The following is a 19,171-nucleotide window of genomic DNA, read 5'->3' as shown; positions in this document are numbered from 1 at the left end:
CGCTACGAGAGGGCGCAATCAGAGGTTGTGATCGATATCCAGCATGCTGAAGGTCACTTTCCCGCCTTCGGTGACGTAGCCGGTGTTGTCTTGCACATACACGCCTGCCTTGAAGTACAGCGGCTTGTCGCTCCAGGTGTTGCTGATGTTGGTATTCCACTGATAGCCGGCGCCGTTGATGGTCAGGACGCCGGCGGGGCTGAGGTGAATCAGGTAGGAGAACGACTGGTTCAGCTTGATGCCCGTGGCGATGGTGATGACCTGGCCCGATTCGTCATCGGGGCGTATGCGGACCTTGGCGACGATGTTGCCGGTGGAGCTGTAGGTCTTGTACTGGTACTCCAGCTTCACCATGGGGCTGGTGCTGTCCTTGGCGTGGATCTGGCCGATCACGATCTTGCCGCTGCTGGGCACCTGGCTGACGGTCAGGGTCGCGGCCAGTTTGTTGTCCGCCGCCGAATACAGCCAGTTGCGCAATGTACCGTTGCTGTAGGTCTCCCGCAGTTCGCTGCGCGGGTAGATCGCGTTTTCCGTCTTGGCGCCGGTCACCGGTGCCCAGAAGAACAGGGTCCCGGTTTCGGAGTTGAAGTATTGGTCCTTGAACCCCTGTACCAGCAGCGGGGTTGAAATGGTTGCCGGTGGGCTGCCCTCGGGGATGCTCAAGTTCCAGGTGGCGAGATCGATCATGTCCGGATCCTACGTAACGAAGCGAAAAAAGTTGAAGCCCTGGCGCGGGCTCTAACTCGCGCGTTGTGGGCGTGTTGATCACGCAGGATGGGTGTTTTTCGACAACCGTCCGGCGGATGATTGACGTCAATTGTTCGTCGTTGGTGTCTTTGCAGTTTTTGTGCCCGAGGTGGGTGACCGTTAGTCGGCTATTTCGGGCTTTGTCTGGATGATGGCGCGATGACACCTACTGCTTTTCAAAATCCCGGTCTAGAGTGAGGGGACAGTATTTGTCCGATTTGCTACGTAAAAACGGACGTGGCGCCCGATAAGAGAAGCAGCATGGAATGCGCGCAACCAACGCCCGGCGAAGACAGCTCTGTCCTTTTGATTGTTGATGATTACCCTGAAAACCTGCTCAGCATGCGGGCCTTGTTGCAGCGGCAGGATTGGCAGGTGATGACCGCGTCCTCGGGGGTCGAGGCGCTTAACCTGCTGCTCGAACACGACATCGATCTGGTGCTGCTGGATGTGCAGATGCCCGAAATGGACGGTTTCGAAGTGGCGCGCCTGATGCGCGGCAGCCAGCGCACGCGGCTCACGCCGATCATTTTCCTGACCGCCAACGAGCAATCCCAGGACGCGGTCATCAAGGGCTACGCCAGTGGAGCCGTGGATTACCTGTTCAAGCCCTTCGATCCGCAAATCCTCAAGCCCAAGGTCCAGGCATTGCTCGAGCACCAGCGCAATCGCCGGGCCTTGCAGCGCCTGAGCCAGGATCTCGAAGCGGCCAGGGCCTTCAATGCCTCGGTGCTGGACAATGCCGCCGAAGGCATCCTGGTGGTGGATGAGAATGGCTGTATCCGCTTCGCCAACCCGTCTACCTGCCGTTTGCTCAATGCCACCGCCGACCAGTTGCAGGGGATGCCGTTCCTGGATTTCCTGCAGAAACCCCATATTCCCGAATGGGCCGATTCTGATATCCATAATGCCTATCGGCGCGGTGAAACCTGGCGACTGCATGACGCGGTGCTGCGCACGGCACCCGGCCAGCAGGTGTCGGTGGCCTTGTCCTGTGCGCCGCTGCCCTCGGAGCAGAAGGCGATGGTGGTAACGCTCCAGGACATGTCCGTGGTTCGCCACTTGCACCAGCAGCTCGAATACCAGGCCGTCACGGACCCGCTGACCGGCTTGCTCAACCGCCGGGGCTTCTACCAGACCGCGGAAAACCTGTTGATGCGCAGCGAGCGGCTGGAAAGCAATTGGGTGCTGCTGTACCTGGACCTCGATGGCTTCAAGCGGGTCAATGACTCGCTGGGGCACGACGCCGGGGACCGGGTCTTGCGCTGGGTGTCGGAGCAGTTGAAGGCGTGCCTGCGCCCCTTCGATATTCTGGCGCGGCTGGGCGGTGACGAGTTCACGGCCCTGCTGGACCTGGAGTTTCCCGAGCAGGCGGCCAAGATCGCGGAGAAACTCATCGAGCGCGTCGCGATCTGCCAGCAGATCGAAGGCATGGACGTGGCACTCGGTGCCAGCATCGGCATCGCGACGTACCCGGACTGTGGCGCCAACCTCGATGGCTTGCTACGGGCCTCCGACATCGCCATGTACGAAGCCAAGCGTGCCGGTCGCCAGCAATACCGTTTCTACGACCATGAAATGAACGGTCGAGCCCGTTCACGGCTGATGCTGGAAGAGAGCGTGCGCTCGGCCATCGAAAACCGTGATTTCAATATGGTCTACCAGCCGCAGGTGAGCATCGTCGACGGGCGGATCCGTGGGTTCGAGGCGCTGTTGCGCTGGCAGCATCCGAGTGTCGGCGATGTGCCGCCGGGCCTGTTCCTGCCGTTGCTGGAAGAGGCGCGATTGATCAGTCGGCTGGGCAGTTGGATTTATCATCGCAGCGCGGCCCAGCGCAAAGTCTGGGAGCGTTTGTTCGCTGACGACCTGGTGTTGGGGGTAAGCCTGAGCAGCACTCAGTTCGGCATGCCGAACCTGGTGACCGAGTTGCGCCAGGTCCTGGAGCGCCACGCCTTGAAGCCTCGGCAGTTGGAGGTCGAGGTGACCGAGGATGCGCTGATGCGCAATCCCGATGAAACCCAAAAGCAGTTGCGGTTGCTGCGCCAGCTCGGGGTGCGGGTGGCGTTGGATGACTTCGGGTCGGGCCCGTGTTCGCTGACGCATCTGCGTGACCTTGAACTCGATACCCTCAAGCTGGATCGGCACTTGATCGCCCGTCTGCCAGGGTCGCCCCGGGATGCCGCGTTGGCCGCCTCGGTCATCGACCTCTGTACGCAGTTGGGCTTGCGGGTCATCGCCGAAGGGGTGGAAACCCGCGAGCAGTATCTGTGGCTGCATGCCCACGGCTGTGAGTTCGTGCAGGGGTTCCTGGTGGCGCGTCCGTTGATGGCCGAAGACACCGATGTCTTCGCCACGCCCTTCGACTGGAGCGCGGTGCAGGTCTGAATTCGCTACACTGGCGGCCTCTTGTGACTGTGTTGCCTGCCGATGACCGCGCTCAAATACCTCCAGGCCTACCCCGCCGCCTTGCAAGCCCAAGTGCAGCAATTGATCGCCCAGGACCGCCTGGGCGATTACCTGCAACAGCGCTACCCGGATCGGCATCCGATCCAGAGCGACAAGGCCCTGTACGGTTATGCGCTGGACCTCAAGCAGCAATACCTGCGTAACGCGCCGGCCATCGACAAGGTATTGTTCGACAGTCGCCTGGACCTGACCCACCGTGCTCTCGGCCTGCACACCGCGGTGTCGCGGGTGCAGGGCGGCAAGCTCAAGGCCAAGAAGGAAATCCGCATCGCGGCGCTGTTCAAGGACGCGGCACCCGAGTTCTTGAAGATGATCGTGGTGCACGAGCTGGCGCACTTCAAGGAGTCGGACCACAACAAGGCCTTCTACCAACTCTGCGAACACATGCTGCCGGGCTATCACCAACTGGAATTCGACCTGCGGGTGTACCTGACCTGGCGTGACCTGCAACCTCACAAGGACTGACCGGATGGACGTGAGCAAGACCAAGACCAGTTTCTACCGTCGCCTGTACGTGGCTTACCTGATCGACAGCGGCCTGGCGAGCAACGTCCCGGCGCTCACTGAAGTCACCGGCATGCCGCGACGCACTGCCCAGGACACGGTCGCGGCCCTGGCGGACCTGGATATCGTGTGTGAGTTCGAACAAGAGGAGGGCGCTCGCAACCACGCCGGGCGTTATCGGATTCGCGACTGGGGTGCGATTGACCGGGAGTGGATCGAGGCGAATCTGCCGCGGATCAAGGCGGTGCTCGAGTATCCCTGATTGTAGGGTGGTGTTTGGGCTGGCCCTATCGCGAGCAAGCTCGCTCCCACATCGATCTTCGGTGAACACGCGATTGATGTACGACCTGGATCCACTGTGGGAGCGAGCTTGCTCGCGATGCCGTCATCAAGGTCGATGCATACCGATGTGTGGAATCCCATCCTCCAGGTATTCCACCCCCACCACTTCAAACCCGTACCGCCCGTAGTACCCCTGCAGATGCGCCTGGGCCGACAATGAGATCGATGTGCCGGGCCAATGTTTCTCGGCCTGCTTGAGCGCTTGCTCCATCAGCGTGTGGCCCAACCCCTGGCCGCGCGCCTGGGGAGCGATGATCACGCGCCCGATCACTACGTCGCTGTTCTGCGAGTGCGGGTCGAGCAAGCGCAGGTAGGCCACCAGGTGGTTGTCGTGCCAGGCCATCAGGTGGCAGGTGTCGCCCTCCAGGTCCAGCCCGTCGACGTCCGGGTAGGCGCAGTTCTGCTCGACGACGAACACGTCGGAGCGCAATTTGAGGATGGCATACAGCTGTTCCTTGCTCAGGTCACTGTGATGTTTGCAGACCCACTCGATATCCATTTTTGAATTTCCTGAAGAACCTGCTGCCGATATTAAGCGTGGTTGGCTCGGAAGTCTCTTGCTCGCGCGACCGGAAAATCTGTGACAAAGACCAAAATGCCATCATTCCTTTGTCGCGGTGCTGTCGTCTTTGTGTAATCTTCGTGACAGCCCTGCGCAGCGGTTCCAATGAGCTAATGTTAGGACCGGGTGTCCGAGGATGCCTGTTGAGTTTCGGCTAAAAACAAACCGGGCTTTGAACCCGTCAAGGACGTTTGGCATGCCGCGATTGCATCGAACTCTTGCATTGATCGGGTTGCTGTTGCTGAGCTATGAGGCTTGCGCGCAGAAGTTGCGCCTGGTCGCCGATGCCTGGCCGCCCTTTACCGATTCCACCTTGATCAATGGCGGCCTGGCGACCGATATCGTCAGCACCGCCCTGGCGCGGGCCGGCTATGCCACCGACTTCGAACAGGTGCCCTGGGCCCGGGCGATGCTGGGCATCGGCGAGGGCCGCTATGACGTGCTGATCAACGCCTGGTACAGCGAGGATCGCACCCATATCGGCCGGTTCTCGGCCGAATACCTGATCAACCGCGTGCTCTTCATCAAGCGCAAGGACGAGGCGATCCAGTTCGACAGCCTGCAACAGCTGCGTGCCTATCCCATCGCTGTCGTGCGCGGTTATGCCTATTCCAAGGATTTCGATGAAGACCCGCAGATGCAGAAAGTCCCGGTGCATAACTTCGCCATGGCGGTGCGCATGCTGGCTGCCGACCGCGTGAAGTTGACCCTGGAAGACGAGTTCGTCGCCCGCTATTACCTGGCCCGCGAATCGCCCAAGGTGCGCAGCGCCGTGGAGTTCCTGCCCAAGCCCTTGAGCGAAAACAGCCTGCACATCCTGGTCAGCCTGAAGAACCCGGAGCATGAGCAGATCGTGGCCGGGTTCGATCGGGAGATCGCGGCGATGAAGGCGGATGGGAGTTATGCGCGGTTATTGAAGGCGCATGGGATGTAGCGCCTGAGCCGGCCCTATCGCGAGCAAGCTCGCTCCCACAGTGGATCGCTGGTGTGCACAGACTTTGTGTTACAGCAGATTCAATGTGGGAGCGAGCTTGCTCGCGATGAGGTCCGCTTGGACACCACAGCCCTCAAGCCTCGCCAGTGTCCTTGATCAAATGCGCCGCCAACGTGCGCAACGGCCCCAACTGTCGACAGATCAACCCCAGTTGCGTCTGCACTAGGCGCTGGCCTTCGTCGATTTCATCGGGCATCTGTTCAAGCTCGCTGGCCAGGGCTTCCTCTTCGTCGCTCTGGATCGCAATCGGTTGTTTGCTCGCCAGGCCCTGGGCGATTTCGTCGATGCTCGCTGCCAGTCTCACCCCGGCACCGTCGATCAACTGTTCGCGCACTTCCGTCGGCAGTTCGGTGCCCCGGTGGGCGCCCAGGCCGGACAAGTAACTGAGCAGGGTGTGGGACAGCACCAGGAAGCGGAACCCCACATCGGCTTCCTTGCGGAAATGCCCAGGCTCCATCAGCATGTTGGCCAGCGTGGTGGACAGCGCGGCATCGGCGTTGTGGGCGTTGCGTCGGGCCAGGCGGTAGGCCAGGTCGTCACTTTTGCCCGCGGCGTATTGCTGCATGATCTGGCGCAGGTAAATGCTGTTGCAGGTCAGCGTGTTGGCCAGCACTTTGTTCAGCCGCCGACCTTGCCAGTCGGGCAGGAACAGGAACACCGCCAGCCCGGCGATCAGGCTGCCGAGCAAGGTATCGAACAGCCGCGGCAGCAGCAGACCATAGCCGTCGCCCACCTGGTTGAAGCAGAACAGCACCATGATGGTGATCCCCGCCGTCGCCAGGGTGTAGCGGGTGGTGCGGTTGGTAAAGAACACCACCCCGGCGGCAATGGCGAAGCACGACTGCACCAGCGGGTTGGGGAACAGATCGAACAACGCCCAGGCCACCGTCAGGCCGATGGCGGTGCCGATGATCCGCTGGCCGAGCTTGCGCCGGGTGGCGCCGTAGTTGGGTTGGCACACGAACAGCGTGGTGAGGATGATCCAATAGCCCTGGGACGGGTGGATCATGTGCACCACGGCGTAACCCACGCTCAAAGCCAGGGGCAAGCGCAGGGCATGGCGGAACAGCAGCGAGGTGGGCGTGAGCTGGGTGCGCAAGCGCAGCCAGACATCCTTGAGGCTGCGCGGCGAGCGGTCCAGCAGGCTGCTGTCGGTGGCGTCGGCCAGGGCGTCGGGGTTGCTCGCGTCGCTGAGCAGGCGGTCCATGGTGCCCAGGTTCACCGACAGGGCTCGCAACGAACGCAGCAAGCCACGCCAGGCCGGGTTGCTCTGGATGCGCAGGTGTTCAAGGGACGCGTGCAGGTCGTTGAGGGCCTCGGCGAAGGTGTCGTCGTAGACGAACGGCTGTCGCAGTTGGATCGACTCGGCCAGCGCCTGGCAGGCCTTGCCTTGCTGGCGCAGCAGGCGCTGGCAGCGGAACAGCACGTCGCTGTGGAAGAAGGCCTCGGCGAGCGCGTTGTAGGGATAGTGGGAGGAACTGGCGCGTTCGTGGATGTCCTGGGCCAGGAAGTACAGCTTCAGGTAGCGACTGACCTTCGAGCCCGGCCGGCCGTTGCCCACGCGGTGCAGGATGATTTCCTTCGCGCTGTTGAGCGCGGCGACCACCCGGCCATTCTGCTGGGCCAGTTCCAGGCGGCGGGCCTCGACGTCGAGTTGACGGATCGGCTCGAGGAGCGACGATTTGAGTTTCAGGTAGCGTCCCAACTCGCGAAACAGCCGCGCCAGGCTTTGCTGCACCGGTTGGTTGGAAAACAGCGCCTGCCACAGCACCGAAAGCAGGCCGTACCAGGTGGCGCCGGCCACCAGCAGCAGCGGCTCATGCCAGAAATCGGTGACCGCGCCGCCGCGCTGGTCCACGCCGATCATGGTGTAGACCGAAAGGATCAGGGTGGCCGAGGCAATCGCGCCATAACGTTCACCCAGGGCCCCGAGCATGGTCAGGCCGAAGCTCGCCAGGGCCAGGGCGACGATGAACAGCACGGGATACGGGAACAGCAACTCCACCGACAGCGCCGCAATGGTGAAGCACACCAGCGTTACGGCCAGCGCGTTGAGGCGGCCCTGCCAACTGTCGTCGGTCTCGGCCAGGGCGCTGGCGATGATGCCCAGAAAGAGGGGAATCAGCAGCGCCATTTCGTCCAGGTACCAGCACAGCCCCATGCTGCCGGTCAGGGCGATGAACACCCGCACGCTATAACTGAACTTATCCAACGCCCAAAGGCGACGCAAAGACTGGCTAAACGAGTTCGATGACATGAAGTGCACGGGCCTGACGGGCAATGACGCTAAATTGAGGCAGTAATGACGCCGACGCAATGGCGGCGATCACATCTGACAGCAAAAAGTGTTCCGGGAGCCGCCACCAGTCCCTGTGGGAGCGAGCTTGCTCGCGATGGCGGCAGTCCTGTCACATTGATGTTGACTGAACCAGCCCTATCGCGAGCAAGCTCGCTCCCACAGGGTTACTGCTCACATTCAAATCATGTCGGATCAGACGTACTGCGCCGCCGCATAACCCGAAGCCCACGCCCACTGGAAATTGAACCCGCCCAGGTGCCCTGTGACGTCCAGCACTTCGCCGATGAAGTACAGGCCAGGGCTTTTCAACGATTCCATGGTCTTGGACGAGACTTCCCGGGTGTCGACGCCGCCCAGGGTGACTTCGGCGGTGCGGTAGCCTTCGGTACCGGCGGGGACGACGTTCCAGCTCGCCAATTTCTCGGCAATGTCCGCCAGCTCCCCGTGGGTGTACTGCTTCATGGGTTTGGACACGAACCAGGTGTCGGCCAGCAGGTTGGCCATCTTCTTGGTGAACAGCTCGCCCAGCAGGGTCTTGAGTTCGCTGTTGGGGCGTTCGGCCTGTTGCTGTTGCAGCCATTGCGGCACGTCGTGGTCGGGCAGCAGGTTGATCTGCACCGTGTCTCCCGGTTCCCAGAACGAGGAAATCTGCAGGATCGCCGGCCCGCTCAGGCCGCGATGGGTGAACAGGATGTTCTCGCGAAAACTCTGGTCGTTGCAGCTCACCAGGCAATCCACCGAGGTGCCCGACAGCTCGGTGCACAACGTCTTGAGCTGATCGGTGATGGTGAACGGCACCAGCCCGGCGCGGGTCGGCAGCAGCGCATGGCCAAACTGTTTCGCCACCTGATAACCGAAGCCGGTCGCCCCGAGGGTCGGGATCGACAGCCCACCCGTGGCGATCACCAGGGATTGGCAGGCGAGGGCGCCAAGGGTGGTTTGCAGCAGGTAGCCGCCGTCGGTTTTTTCGATCTGGGTGATCGACGTGTCGAGGTGCAGGCTGACGCCGGCCTGGTCGCATTCATTCAGCAGCAGGCCGAGGATGTCGCTGGATTTGTTATCGCAGAACAACTGGCCGAGTTTTTTCTCGTGATAGGGCACGCCGTGCTTGGCCACCAGGGCGATGAAGTCCCACTGGGTGTAGCGGGCCAGGGCCGATTTGCAGAAGTGCGGGTTCTGCGACAGGAAGTTGCCCGGCTCGGTGTACATGTTGGTGAAATTGCAGCGCCCACCGCCCGACATGAGGATTTTCTTGCCGGCCTTGTTGGCGTGGTCCAGCAGCATCACCTGCCGCCCGCGCACGGCCGCGGTCAGCGCACACATCAACCCCGCGGCGCCAGCGCCAATGATCACGACTTCGGTAGAGCGCAAAACGGTGTCCTCTCAACTTTCTCGCACACTGAATGTGGGAGCGAGCTTGCTCGCGATGGCGGCGTCTCAGGCAGCATCAATGCCGCTGATCCACCGCTATCGCGAGCAAGCTCGCTCCCACAGTTTGATCTCTGTTGGGTTGCAGATCGCTTTACAGGATCCGCACCCGCAACGAGCGGCCCTTGATCTTGCCATCGTTCAGGCGTTGCAGGGCCTGTTTGGCGATGCCGCGTTCCACGGCCACATAGGCCTGGAAATCGAAGATCGCGATCTTGCCGACCTGGGTGCCGGGGATGCCGGCCTCGCCGGTCAGGGCACCGAGGATGTCGCCGGGGCGGACCTTGTCCTTGCGCCCGGCGCCGATGCACAGGGTGCTCATGGCCGGCAGCAGCGGGCCGCCGCCCTGGGGCTTGAGGTTGTCCAGTTGGTCCCAGCTCAGGGGCGACTTCTGCAGTTGCTCGATGGCCTGGGCGCGGTGGGCTTCGGACGGCGCTACCAGGCTGATGGCGATGCCTTTCTCACCGGCGCGACCGGTGCGGCCAACGCGGTGGATATGAATTTCCGAGTCCCGGGCCAGTTCGACGTTGATCACCATGTCCAGGGCATCGATGTCCAGGCCGCGGGCCGCCACGTCAGTCGCCACCAGCACCGAGGTGCTGCGGTTGGCGAACATCGCCAGCACCTGGTCGCGGTCGCGCTGTTCCAGGTCGCCGTGCAGGCCAACGGCAGAAATGCCCTTGGCGCTCAGGTGGTCGACGGTTTCCTGGACCTGCTGCTTGGTGAAGCAGAACGCCACGCAGGAGGCCGGGCGGAAATGCGCCAGCACCTTGACCACCGCGTCCATGCGCTCCTCGGGGGAGATCTCATAGAAGCGCTGCTCGATCTGCGCGTCGGAGTGAAACGCCTCGGCTTTCACTTGCTGCGGATTGCGCATGAACTTGGACGACAGTTGCTTGATGCCCACCGGGTAGGTGGCGGAGAACAGCAGCGTCTGGCGGCGTTCCGGGGTCTGCTGGATGATGTCTTCGATGGCGTCGTAGAAGCCCATGTCGAGCATGCGGTCGGCTTCGTCGAGGATCAGCGTGTTGAGGCCGTCGAGCACCAGCGAACCCTTGCGCAGGTGTTGTTGGATGCGTCCCGGCGTGCCGACGATGATGTGGGCGCCGTGTTCGAGGGAAGCGATCTGCGGGCCGAAGGACACGCCGCCGCACAGGGTCAGGACCTTGATGTTGTCTTCGGCGCGGGCCAGGCGACGGATTTCCTTGGCGACCTGGTCAGCCAGCTCGCGGGTGGGGCACATCACCAGTGCCTGGCAGCCGAAGAAGCGTGGGTTGATCGGGTTCAGCAGGCCGATGCCGAAGGCGGCGGTCTTGCCGCTGCCGGTCTTGGCCTGGGCTATCAGGTCCATGCCCTTGAGGATCACCGGCAAGCTTTGCGCCTGGATCGGCGTCATCTGGGCATAACCGAGTGATTCGAGGTTAGCCAGCATGGCGGCGGACAGGGGCAAAGTATTAAAAGCGGTGGCAATGGTGGTCACGGGACTGGCCTGCAAAACAAAATGTCGCGCAGTGTAGCAGCCTCGTGCCACTTTCTTCGAAAGTTCTGGACGAGCTGTGGGGCAGGGTCCGGAAGCAAGACCATGGGGACAAGGCTGTGGGAGCAAGGCTTGCCCGCGAAACAGGCACCTCGGTTATTCAAGGCACCGCGTGCTCCTTATCGCGAGCAAGCTTTGCTCCCACAACTCCATCACAGGGTTGCCGGGTCTGGCTTCTCAATCGCTCCCTCCAATGTTCAGCCAGCCTTTCAGTGCTCGATATGCTCATCGGGACGCTTCTGCCGCCGTCCATCCTGCTTGGACAACTGGGAAAAAATCGTCGCCGCCAGCATCGCCATGATCCCCACCGTCACGAAGGTCAGCTGGAACGCGCCCAGCACCGTCTCCACCCCGTCGTTGCCCACCTGGGCGGTAAAGCCGCCGAGCAGGGCGCCGGCGCAGGCCACGCCGAGGCTCAGGGACAGTTGCGCCACCACCGACAACAGGCTGTTGCCGCTGCTGGCGTTGGCGTCGTCCAGGTCGATCAAGGTCACGGTGTTCATCGCGGTGAATTGCAGCGAGTTGATCGCCCCCAGCACCGCCAGTTGCGCCAGCAGCAGCCAGTACGGCGTCTGTTCGCTGACCAGGCCCATGCTCGCCAGCATCACGCCCAGGGCCACGGTATTGCCGGTCAGGACGATGCGATAGCCCAGGCGTTCGATCAGCGGTCGGGCCACGGACTTGGCGACCATGGCCGCTGCCGCCAGGGGCAGCATGCTCATGCCGGCCTGGGACGGTGAATAGCCGAGGGCGACTTGCAGCAGCAACGGCACCAGGAACGGCAAGGCGCCGCTGCCCAGGCGCGCGAACAGGTTGCCGAGGATGCCCACCGCGAAGGTGCGGGTCTTGAACAATGACGGCGGGAACAGCGCGTTCTCGACATGCCCGGCCCGCAGCCAATAGGCCGCCAGGCAGGCCATGCCGCCGAACAGCAACAGCATCACCCGCAGGTGCGGCAGGTGCAGTTCGCCTAGGCCCTCCATGGCGACGGTGATCAGCACCATCGCCGCGCCGAACAGCAGGAACCCCAGGCTATCGAACCGAGTGCGCTCGCTGCCGCGCAGATCGGGGATGAATTTCCACACCGCGTAACAGCCGATCACCCCCACCGGCAGGTTGATGATGAAGATCCAGTGCCAGGTCAGGTACTCGACCATCCAGCCGCCCATGGTCGGCCCGATCAGTGGACCGAGCAGGCCGGGGATGGTGATGAAGCCCATGATCCGCACCAGTTCCGAGCGCGGATAAGCCCGCAGCACCACCAGCCTGCCCACCGGCAGCATCAGCGCACCGCCCAGGCCCTGGATGACCCGGGCGCCGATCAGCATGCTCAACGAATTGGACAGGGCGCACAGCAGCGAGCCGAAGCTGAACAGCAGGATCGCCCCGAAGAAGATCTTCTTGGTGCCGAAGCGGTCGGCGATCCAGCCCGAGGCCGGGATCAGCAACGCCACGGTGAGCATGTAGGCGATGATCACGCCTTGCATGCGCAGCGGGTTTTCCGCCAGGTCGCTGGCCATGGCGGGCAGGGCGGTGTTGAGGATGGTCCCGTCCAGGGACTGCATGAAGAAGGCGATCGCCACCACCCACGGAAGCCAGCGGGCGGTGACGGCGTCGAGCGGTGCGCGGTTGGGCATGGGACCTCTTGTTTGTGTTCGGGTGTCTGTTGGCTTCATCGCGGGCAAGCCTTGCTCCCACATGTACGGCGCACATCCTGTGGGAGCAAGGCTTGCCCGCGATGCTTTGTTACAGCGTCAAGGTCAACCGCTTCACCAGCGCCCCCGGCAACAACATCGAGGCCGTGGCTCGCTGGCTGTAGGTGCTGGCCGAGAGCAGCAGTTCCCGCTCTTGGGTCAGGCTTTCCAGTTGTGAGCCGAGCAGGCTGTAGACACTGTCGTCGAAACGCATGGTGCTGACCGGCGCGACGATCTGGCCATTCTCGACCCAGAACGTGGCGAAGCGGGTCATGCCGGTCAGGCGCGCCGCCGGTTGGTCCGAGTAGTTCAGGTACCAGAGGTTGCTGATGTACAGCCCGGTGCCGAGTTCTTCGAGGATGTGTCTTTGCTCCAGTTGTCCGCCCCGCATGTCCAGCGCCGTAGGGTATTCGCTGCTGCTGGCGCCGTTGGCCGCGAGGCCATATTCGGCGGCGCTGCGGGAGTTGACCAGTCGCGCATTGGCCGTGCCCTTGGCGATCAGCCCCAAGTCATCGCGGGGATAACCTTCGTCGGAAAATGCCGGGCTCAAGGAGCCGCTGACCTGCTCCGTCAGCCACACGTTGGGGCTGAAGTGGGCTTCGCCAGCGTAGAACTTCTGCAGCGGGCTTTGCTTGCTGGCGATTGCACCGGCCGAGAACCCGCCCCAACTGAGCATGCCCATGATCTCTTCCAGAGCGGCCGGCGCCAGGTAGGCGCGATATTCGCCGGGCGGCAACGTGCGCAGCGGGCGGCCGAGGAATTCCAGTTGCTCGCGGGCCTGTTCGAAGCGCCGGGCAAATCCGTCGCTGCTCCATTCATGTCCGGCGTAGCTGGCTTTCACCGCCTGGCCATTGTCATGGAACAGGCTGAAATCGAAGTTGAAGCTGTTGGCCTGATGCCAGCCGAACGCCCCCGAAGAGCTGGCGAAACCACGGCTGATGGGCCCGGCGGCGTAGAACCCCACCAGGTCCAGGCCTTCGGCGGCGCGGGTGATTTCGGTAATGGCCTGTTCCGTCTCGGGCAATGGATGGGCTTGCACATTGTTGCTCTGCCAGTGGTCGGGGTTGAGCAGCAGGTACGGATCGCGGGGCAGCAACGGCAAGGTTTCGCGCAGTTGTTGCAGGCCTTCGGCCAGGCGTTGCAAGTCCGTCTCGGTTTCGCCGGACAAGGTGATCTGCAAATCGGCGTGGCGCCCGTCGTCGATCAGTTTGAAACTGACATTGGCTTGCTGCACCTGGCCGGCCTGGCGGACCTTGCCATGGTTGAAACGGACGAAGGCCGAAGACTCGGCGGCGTAGCCGAGGGTGAACTGTTCGGATTCATGCAACGTATCGCGCAGCCAGCCGACCAACGCCTTGAATGCCTCGGCCTGATTGTTGAAAGTGCTCATCAGGCATCCCCCCCAAACACATCAACGTTGCTGAACACGCAGGCTGGCGACGCATGGCCGACGCGGATGACCTGGTTCGGTTCGCCCTTGCCACAGTTCGGCGTGCCCAGGACCTGGAGGGTGCTGGCATCGCCCACCGCGCGCAGGCTCTTCCAGAACTGCGCGGAAATGCCCCGGTAGTTGGGGTTCTTCACCACGCCCTTGAGCTCGCCGTTCTCGATCAACTGGCCCCACTCGCAGCCGAACTGGAATTTGTTGCGGGCGTCATCGATGGACCAGGAGCGGTTGGTGCGCATCAGCACGCCCCGTTCGGTGCCCTGGATCAATTGCGCCAGGGACTGGTCGCCGGGTTCGATGTTCAGGTTCGCCATGCGGTCAATGGGTGGCCGATTCCAGCCGCAAGCGCGGCTGTTGGCGACACCGTCGAGGCCGGCGCGGAACTGCGACAGCGCACCGCCCAGTGGACGCAGCAACAGGCCTTCGCGAATCAGGAACTGTTTGCTGGCGGCGCTGCCGTCGTCATCGTGGCTGTAGCTGGCCAGTTCTTCGGGAATGTTCGGGTCGAAGGTCACGTTCAGCAGGCGGGAGCCGTATTGCAGGTGGCCGAAATCGCTGGCCTTGACGAAGCTGGTGCCGGCGTAATTGCGCTCGTCCCCCAGGATGCGGTCCAGTTCCAGCGGATGGCCGATGGACTCGTGGATCTGCAACATCATCTGGTCGGGCATCAGCAGCAGGTCGCGGGGGCCTTGCGGCGTGTTCGGCGCCATCAGCAACTGCAGGGCCTGGTCGGCGATTTTCGGCCCGGCCCCGATCAGGCCGCAGCGGCTGATCACATCGAAGCCGCCTTGCTGGCCGAAGTTTTCCCGGCCCAGGGTGCGGGTCTGGCTGTCGTGGCCGTCGAAGGCGGTGACTTCCAGGGCCGGGTAGATGAAGCGTTGGGCCTGGCGCAGTTCAGCGCCGGCACTGTTGAGGTAGATCTGCTCGACCTGGGTCAGGCCGATGCTGGCCTGCCAGTTCACCAGGCGCTCGTCCTGGGGCACCGCAGCCGATTCGTCGCCGAGCAACTGGTAGCAGTCGCTCAGGGGTGGGAAGGCCTGGTCGAAATGCGGCGAGAAGTAATCGGCGCGGTCACTGGACACGGCTTGTTCACGCAGGTCGAGCAAGGCATGGGGCTTGAGCTGGCGAGCATGTTGTTCGGCACGTTCCAGTGCCGCTTGCAGACCGGCCTGGGACAGGTCGTTGGTGGCGGCATACGCCTCGACACCGTTGACCCGCGCGGTGAGCATCGCACCTTCATCACGGTTCAGGCTGGGCGGTTCGGCGACGTTCTTGCGCACCGACAAATGCTGGCCGGATTCGCGCACGTAACGCAGGGAAAAGAATTCAGCGCCCGTGCGCAAGGCAGCGAAACGCTCCTTGAGCTGGGGGTGGAAGTCGAACATGGAACCTCCTTGTCTGGAGCGAGGGTGCAGCGCATTGCGGTGATTTGACGCGGCGGCTCTAGATTAGGCCTGGGGTGGGGTGGGATCAAGGTAGAAGGGAATACTGAGGTTGTCAGGGCGGACGCTTTCGCGAGCAAGCTCGCTCCCACATTGGATCTTCGGCGACCACGGAATCCGTGCCGGCCATCGTGCCCTTTGTGGGAGCGGGCTTGCCCGCGAAGACGGCGGTACATCCGACATGGATGCACGCTGACCCACCGCTTTCGCGAGCAAGCTCGCTCCCACAGGGGGATCTTCAATGGTCACAAAATGTGCGTTCGCTGCAGATCCCTGTGGGAGCGAGCTTGCTCGCGATGGCGGTCCTGAGCCTTACTGAGCCATTGGCCCCACTTCGCGCAGTGGCTTGCCACGCACCGGCGCTTCGCCGGCCACGTAGTACGGGGCGGTGCTGCGTGGCAGGGGCTTGCGGCCGCGGATCTTGTCGGCGATTTTCTCGGCGATCATGATCGTCGGCGCGTTCAGGTTGCCGGTGGTGATGATCGGCATGATCGAGGCATCCACCACGCGCAGCCCTTGCATGCCATGCACGCGGCCTTCGCCATCCACCACGGCCATGTCGTCGGTGCCCATCTTGCACGAGCAGGACGGGTGGAACGCGGTTTCGGCGTGCTCGCGGATGAACTGGTCCAGTTGCGCGTCCGTCTGCACCTCGATGCCCGGGCTGATCTCGCGCCCCCGGAACGGGTCGAGCGCCGGTTGCTGCATGATCTCGCGGGTCAGACGGATGCCGTCGCGAAACTCCTGCCAGTCCTGCTCGGTCGCCATGTAGTTGAACAGGATGCTCGGGTGCTGGCGCGGATCCTTGGATTTGGCCTGGATCCGGCCGCGGCTTGGCGAGCGCATGGAGCCCATGTGCGCCTGGAAACCGTGTTCCTTCACGCCGTTGCTGCCGTTGTAGTTAATCGCCACCGGCAGGAAGTGATACTGGATGTTCGGCCAATCGAAATCCGGACGGGTGCGGATGAAGCCGCCGGCTTCGAACTGGTTGCTGGCGCCGATACCGGTGCCGTTGAACAGCCATTCGGCACCGATGGCCGGCTGGTTGTACCAGAGCAGCGACGGGTACAGCGAGACCGGTTGGGTGCAGGCGTATTGCAGGTACAGCTCCAGGTGATCCTGCAGGTTCTCACCGACCCCCGGCAGGTCATGGACCACCGGGATGTCGAGGCTTTCCAGCAATTGGGCCGGGCCGACGCCGGAGCGTTGCAGAATCTGTGGCGAGGCGATGGCGCCAGAGCACAGCAGCACTTCCTTGCGTGCCCGGGCTTCCACGCGCTCTTCAGCCGCGCCCACCAGGTAACGCACGCCGACCGCGCGTTTGCCTTCGAAGATGATCTTGTCGGTCAGGGCGTGGGTGACGATGGTCAGGGTCGAGCGCTTCTTGGCGACGTCCAGGTAACCGCGCGCGGTGCTGGCCCGACGGCCGTTGGGCGTGACGGTACGGTCCATCGGGCCGAAACCTTCCTGCTGGTAGCCATTGAGGTCTTCGGTACGCGGGTAACCGGCCTGCACGCCGGCTTCGACCATGGCGTGGAACAACGGGTTGTTGCCGGCCTTGGGCGTGGTCACGCTGACCGGGCCGTCGCCGCCGTGGTAGTCGTTCGGGCCGATGTCCCGGGTCTCGGCTTTTCTGAAGTAGGGCAGGCAGTCCAGGTACGTCCAGTCCTCGAGGCCAGGCAGTTTTGCCCAGTTGTCATAGTCCAGGGCGTTGCCGCGGATGTAGCACATGCCGTTGATCAGCGAAGAACCGCCCAGGCCCTTGCCGCGACCGCATTCCATGCGGCGGCCGTTCATGTGCGGCTCCGGGTCGGTCTCGTAGGCCCAGTTGTAGCGTCGGCCTTGCAGTGGGAATGCCAGGGCGGCAGGCATTTGCGTGCGAAAGTCCAGGCGATAGTCCGGGCCGCCGGCTTCGAGCAGCAGGACGGTGACGCCCTCGTCTTCGGTCAGGCGAGTGGCCAGGGTGTTACCGGCCGAGCCGGCACCGATGATGATGTAATCGAATTCTTGGGACATGAAATGCACCCTCTTTTTGAATTGGGTTCAGGTCAGGCCTGGCGAGTGCTTCGCACTCAATCGCGAGCAAGCTCGCTCCCACATTGGAATGGGAGCTCCTGTGGGAGCGAGCTTGCTCGCGATGGCGGCCGCAGAGGCAACGCCGGCTTAGAACACTGACGCGTAATCGCCCAGTTCGACCTGTACCGATTTGATTCGCGTGAAGTTGTTCAGCGAACTGATGCCGTTCTCCCGGCCCACCCCCGATTGCTTGTAGCCGCCGACCGGCATCTTGGCGTCGGACTCGCCCCAGGCGTTGATCCAGCAGATACCGGCTTCCAACTGGTGGATGATGCGGTGGGCGCGGTTCAGGTCGCGGGTCACGACGCCAGCGGCCAGGCCGAAGTCGGTGTCGTTGGCGCGGCGGATCACTTCTTCTTCGGTGTCATAGGTGAGGATGCTCATCACCGGGCCGAAGATTTCTTCACGCACGATGGTCATCTCATCGGTGCAGTCGGTGAACACGGTCGGGGCGACGAACGCGCCCTTGGCGAATTCGCCTTCAGTCAGGCGACCGCCGCCGCACAGCAGGCGCGCGCCTTCGGCTTTGCCTTTCTCGATGTAGCCCAGCACGCTTTCCATGTGGGCGAAGCTCACCAGCGGGCCGAAATTGGTGTTTTCATCCTCTGGGTTGCCAACGCGGATGCGCGCCACGCGCTCGGCGATCTTGGCTTCGAAGGCGGCCTTGAGGTGGCTCGGTACGAACACGCGGGTGCCGTTGGTGCAGACCTGGCCGGAGCTGTAGAAGTTGGCCATCATCGCGGTGTCGGCAGCGCGATCCAGGTCGGCATCGTCGCAGATGATCAGCGGCGACTTGCCACCCAGTTCCATGGTCACCTCCTTGAGCGAAGAGCTCGAAGCGCTGGCCATGACTTTCTTGCCAGTGTCGGTGCCGCCGGTGAAGGAGACTTTCTCGATGCGCGGGTGCTCGGTCAGCCAGGTGCCGACTTCACGGCCGCTGCCGGTCAATACGTTGAACACACCCGCTGGAACCCCGGCTTCGGTGTAGATCTCGGCCAGTTTCAAGGTGGTGAGCGAGGTGACTTCGCTCGGCTTGAAGATCATCGCGTTGCCAGCCGCCAGGGCCGGTGCGGATTTCCACAGGGCGATCTGGATCGGGTAGTTCCACGCGCCGATACCGGCCACTACGCCCAGGGGCTCGCGGCGGGTATAGACGAAAGACGTGTCGCGCAACGGGATCTGCTCGCCTTCGATGGCGGGCACCAGGCCGGCATAGTATTCCAGCACGTCGGCGCCAGTGACGATGTCGACGTAGCGGGTTTCGGAGTAGGCCTTGCCGGTGTCCAGGGTTTCCAAGGCGGCCAGTTCATCGTTGCGCTCGCGCAGGATGTCCACGGCGCGGCGCAGGATGCGCGAACGCTGCATGGCGGTCATGGCCGCCCAGACTTTCTGGCCCTTTTCGGCGCTGACCACGGCGCGCTCGACGTCCTCGAACGTTGCGCGCTGCACCAGGGCGAGTACTTCACCGTTGGCCGGGTTGATGGCTTCGAAAGTGGCGTCGCCGCTGGCATCGCTGTACGCGCCATCGATGTAGAGTTTTTGCAGTTCGAAACGGGCCATAAAGTCCTCGCAAGTGCATGAGTGGTTGGCTGGCCACCGAGCGTGTCGTTTATAGCTGACTACGCGCTGCGGT

General features: G+C 62.9%; 14 protein-coding genes. 4 read left to right on the top strand and 10 right to left on the bottom strand.

Annotated features, from left to right (window positions below; genetic code table 11):
* Positions 1 to 18: 18 nt before the first annotated feature.
* A complete protein-coding gene (locus tag ACZ5M5_RS28510) occupies positions 19 to 687 on the bottom strand; it encodes a polysaccharide lyase family 7 protein (RefSeq protein ID WP_060740254.1) in 669 nt (222 codons plus the stop codon).
* A 321-nt stretch (positions 688 to 1,008) separates the two neighbouring features.
* Here ACZ5M5_RS28510 and ACZ5M5_RS28505 point away from each other — a divergent pair, with 321 nt between their 5' ends.
* The 3 genes from ACZ5M5_RS28505 to ACZ5M5_RS28495 are packed head-to-tail and all read left to right on the top strand — an operon-like array spanning position 1,009 to position 3,979.
* Positions 1,009 to 3,132, top strand: a complete 2,124-nt coding sequence (locus ACZ5M5_RS28505) for a putative bifunctional diguanylate cyclase/phosphodiesterase (protein WP_464738284.1) — start codon at positions 1,009 to 1,011, stop codon at positions 3,130 to 3,132.
* A gap of 42 nt (positions 3,133 to 3,174) precedes the next feature.
* On the top strand, positions 3,175 to 3,678 hold the full coding sequence (locus ACZ5M5_RS28500; protein WP_060740256.1) for a M48 metallopeptidase family protein: 504 nt from the start codon (positions 3,175 to 3,177) through the stop codon (positions 3,676 to 3,678).
* Between the two features lie 4 nt (positions 3,679 to 3,682).
* On the top strand, positions 3,683 to 3,979 hold the full coding sequence (locus tag ACZ5M5_RS28495) for a winged helix-turn-helix domain-containing protein (protein WP_464738283.1): 297 nt from the start codon (positions 3,683 to 3,685) through the stop codon (positions 3,977 to 3,979).
* 126 nt (positions 3,980 to 4,105) lie between these two features.
* Here the strand turns inward: ACZ5M5_RS28495 and ACZ5M5_RS28490 are convergent, their stop codons facing one another.
* A complete protein-coding gene (locus ACZ5M5_RS28490; protein ID WP_060740258.1) occupies positions 4,106 to 4,558 on the bottom strand; it encodes a GNAT family N-acetyltransferase in 453 nt (150 codons plus the stop codon).
* 259 nt (positions 4,559 to 4,817) lie between these two features.
* On the opposite strand from ACZ5M5_RS28490, the gene ACZ5M5_RS28485 reads away from it, so the two are divergent.
* A complete protein-coding gene (locus ACZ5M5_RS28485) occupies positions 4,818 to 5,555 on the top strand; it encodes a substrate-binding periplasmic protein (protein WP_060740259.1) in 738 nt (245 codons plus the stop codon).
* A 133-nt stretch (positions 5,556 to 5,688) separates the two neighbouring features.
* On the opposite strand, the gene yccS is transcribed toward ACZ5M5_RS28485, so the two are convergent.
* From yccS to betB, 8 genes are all read right to left on the bottom strand, one after another.
* Positions 5,689 to 7,872 carry a YccS family putative transporter gene (yccS, locus tag ACZ5M5_RS28480; protein ID WP_060740260.1) on the bottom strand — a complete coding sequence of 728 codons (2,184 nt, stop codon included), beginning with the start codon at positions 7,870 to 7,872 and terminating at the stop codon, positions 5,689 to 5,691.
* A gap of 234 nt (positions 7,873 to 8,106) precedes the next feature.
* Positions 8,107 to 9,285 carry a BaiN/RdsA family NAD(P)/FAD-dependent oxidoreductase gene (locus ACZ5M5_RS28475; RefSeq protein WP_464738282.1) on the bottom strand — a complete coding sequence of 393 codons (1,179 nt, stop codon included), beginning with the start codon at positions 9,283 to 9,285 and terminating at the stop codon, positions 8,107 to 8,109.
* A gap of 151 nt (positions 9,286 to 9,436) precedes the next feature.
* Positions 9,437 to 10,774: an ATP-dependent RNA helicase DbpA gene (gene dbpA, locus ACZ5M5_RS28470; RefSeq protein ID WP_464739469.1), complete on the bottom strand. Its 1,338-nt coding sequence runs from the start codon at positions 10,772 to 10,774 to the stop codon at positions 9,437 to 9,439.
* Positions 10,775 to 11,088: 314 nt separating this feature from the next.
* On the bottom strand, positions 11,089 to 12,555 hold the full coding sequence (gene mdtD / locus ACZ5M5_RS28465; RefSeq protein WP_464738281.1) for a multidrug transporter subunit MdtD: 1,467 nt from the start codon (positions 12,553 to 12,555) through the stop codon (positions 11,089 to 11,091).
* Between the two features lie 70 nt (positions 12,556 to 12,625).
* Entirely contained in the window at positions 12,626 to 13,963 is a 1,338-nt protein-coding gene (locus tag ACZ5M5_RS28460; RefSeq protein WP_464738280.1) for a TldD/PmbA family protein, read from the bottom strand.
* Positions 13,963 to 15,405 (bottom strand): TldD/PmbA family protein, encoded by a 1,443-nt coding sequence (locus tag ACZ5M5_RS28455; protein WP_060740264.1) that lies wholly within the window; start codon positions 15,403 to 15,405, stop codon positions 13,963 to 13,965. Before ACZ5M5_RS28455 ends, ACZ5M5_RS28460 begins: the two co-directional genes overlap by 1 nt.
* 369 nt (positions 15,406 to 15,774) lie before the next feature.
* Positions 15,775 to 17,478: a choline dehydrogenase gene (betA, locus tag ACZ5M5_RS28450; protein ID WP_103309619.1), complete on the bottom strand. Its 1,704-nt coding sequence runs from the start codon at positions 17,476 to 17,478 to the stop codon at positions 15,775 to 15,777.
* Positions 17,479 to 17,625: 147 nt separating this feature from the next.
* Entirely contained in the window at positions 17,626 to 19,098 is a 1,473-nt protein-coding gene (gene betB / locus ACZ5M5_RS28445) for a betaine-aldehyde dehydrogenase (RefSeq protein WP_060740266.1), read from the bottom strand.
* Positions 19,099 to 19,171 lie beyond the last annotated feature (73 nt).

Source organism: Pseudomonas sp. Van50, assembly GCF_055390755.1.
Note: the sequence above shows the minus strand (reverse complement) of the source record. Positions and strands in the feature narration are given on the sequence as shown.

What these genes read in the sequence shown, in the direction of transcription:
- ACZ5M5_RS28485 (WP_060740259.1), top strand. Translation starts at nt 4,818, where the DNA reads ATGCCGCGATTGCATCGAACTCTTGCATTGATCGGGTTGCTGTTGCTG.
- yccS (WP_060740260.1), bottom strand. Translation starts at nt 7,872, where the DNA reads ATGTCATCGAACTCGTTTAGCCAGTCTTTGCGTCGCCTTTGGGCGTTG.
- ACZ5M5_RS28510 (WP_060740254.1), bottom strand. Translation starts at nt 687, where the DNA reads ATGATCGATCTCGCCACCTGGAACTTGAGCATCCCCGAGGGCAGCCCA.
- ACZ5M5_RS28505 (WP_464738284.1), top strand. Translation starts at nt 1,009, where the DNA reads ATGGAATGCGCGCAACCAACGCCCGGCGAAGACAGCTCTGTCCTTTTG.
- ACZ5M5_RS28460 (WP_464738280.1), bottom strand. Translation starts at nt 13,963, where the DNA reads ATGAGCACTTTCAACAATCAGGCCGAGGCATTCAAGGCGTTGGTCGGC.
- mdtD (WP_464738281.1), bottom strand. Translation starts at nt 12,555, where the DNA reads ATGAAGCCAACAGACACCCGAACACAAACAAGAGGTCCCATGCCCAAC.
- ACZ5M5_RS28495 (WP_464738283.1), top strand. Translation starts at nt 3,683, where the DNA reads ATGGACGTGAGCAAGACCAAGACCAGTTTCTACCGTCGCCTGTACGTG.
- ACZ5M5_RS28455 (WP_060740264.1), bottom strand. Translation starts at nt 15,405, where the DNA reads ATGTTCGACTTCCACCCCCAGCTCAAGGAGCGTTTCGCTGCCTTGCGC.
- betA (WP_103309619.1), bottom strand. Translation starts at nt 17,478, where the DNA reads ATGTCCCAAGAATTCGATTACATCATCATCGGTGCCGGCTCGGCCGGT.
- betB (WP_060740266.1), bottom strand. Translation starts at nt 19,098, where the DNA reads ATGGCCCGTTTCGAACTGCAAAAACTCTACATCGATGGCGCGTACAGC.
- ACZ5M5_RS28490 (WP_060740258.1), bottom strand. Translation starts at nt 4,558, where the DNA reads ATGGATATCGAGTGGGTCTGCAAACATCACAGTGACCTGAGCAAGGAA.
- ACZ5M5_RS28500 (WP_060740256.1), top strand. Translation starts at nt 3,175, where the DNA reads ATGACCGCGCTCAAATACCTCCAGGCCTACCCCGCCGCCTTGCAAGCC.
- dbpA (WP_464739469.1), bottom strand. Translation starts at nt 10,774, where the DNA reads ATGCTGGCTAACCTCGAATCACTCGGTTATGCCCAGATGACGCCGATC.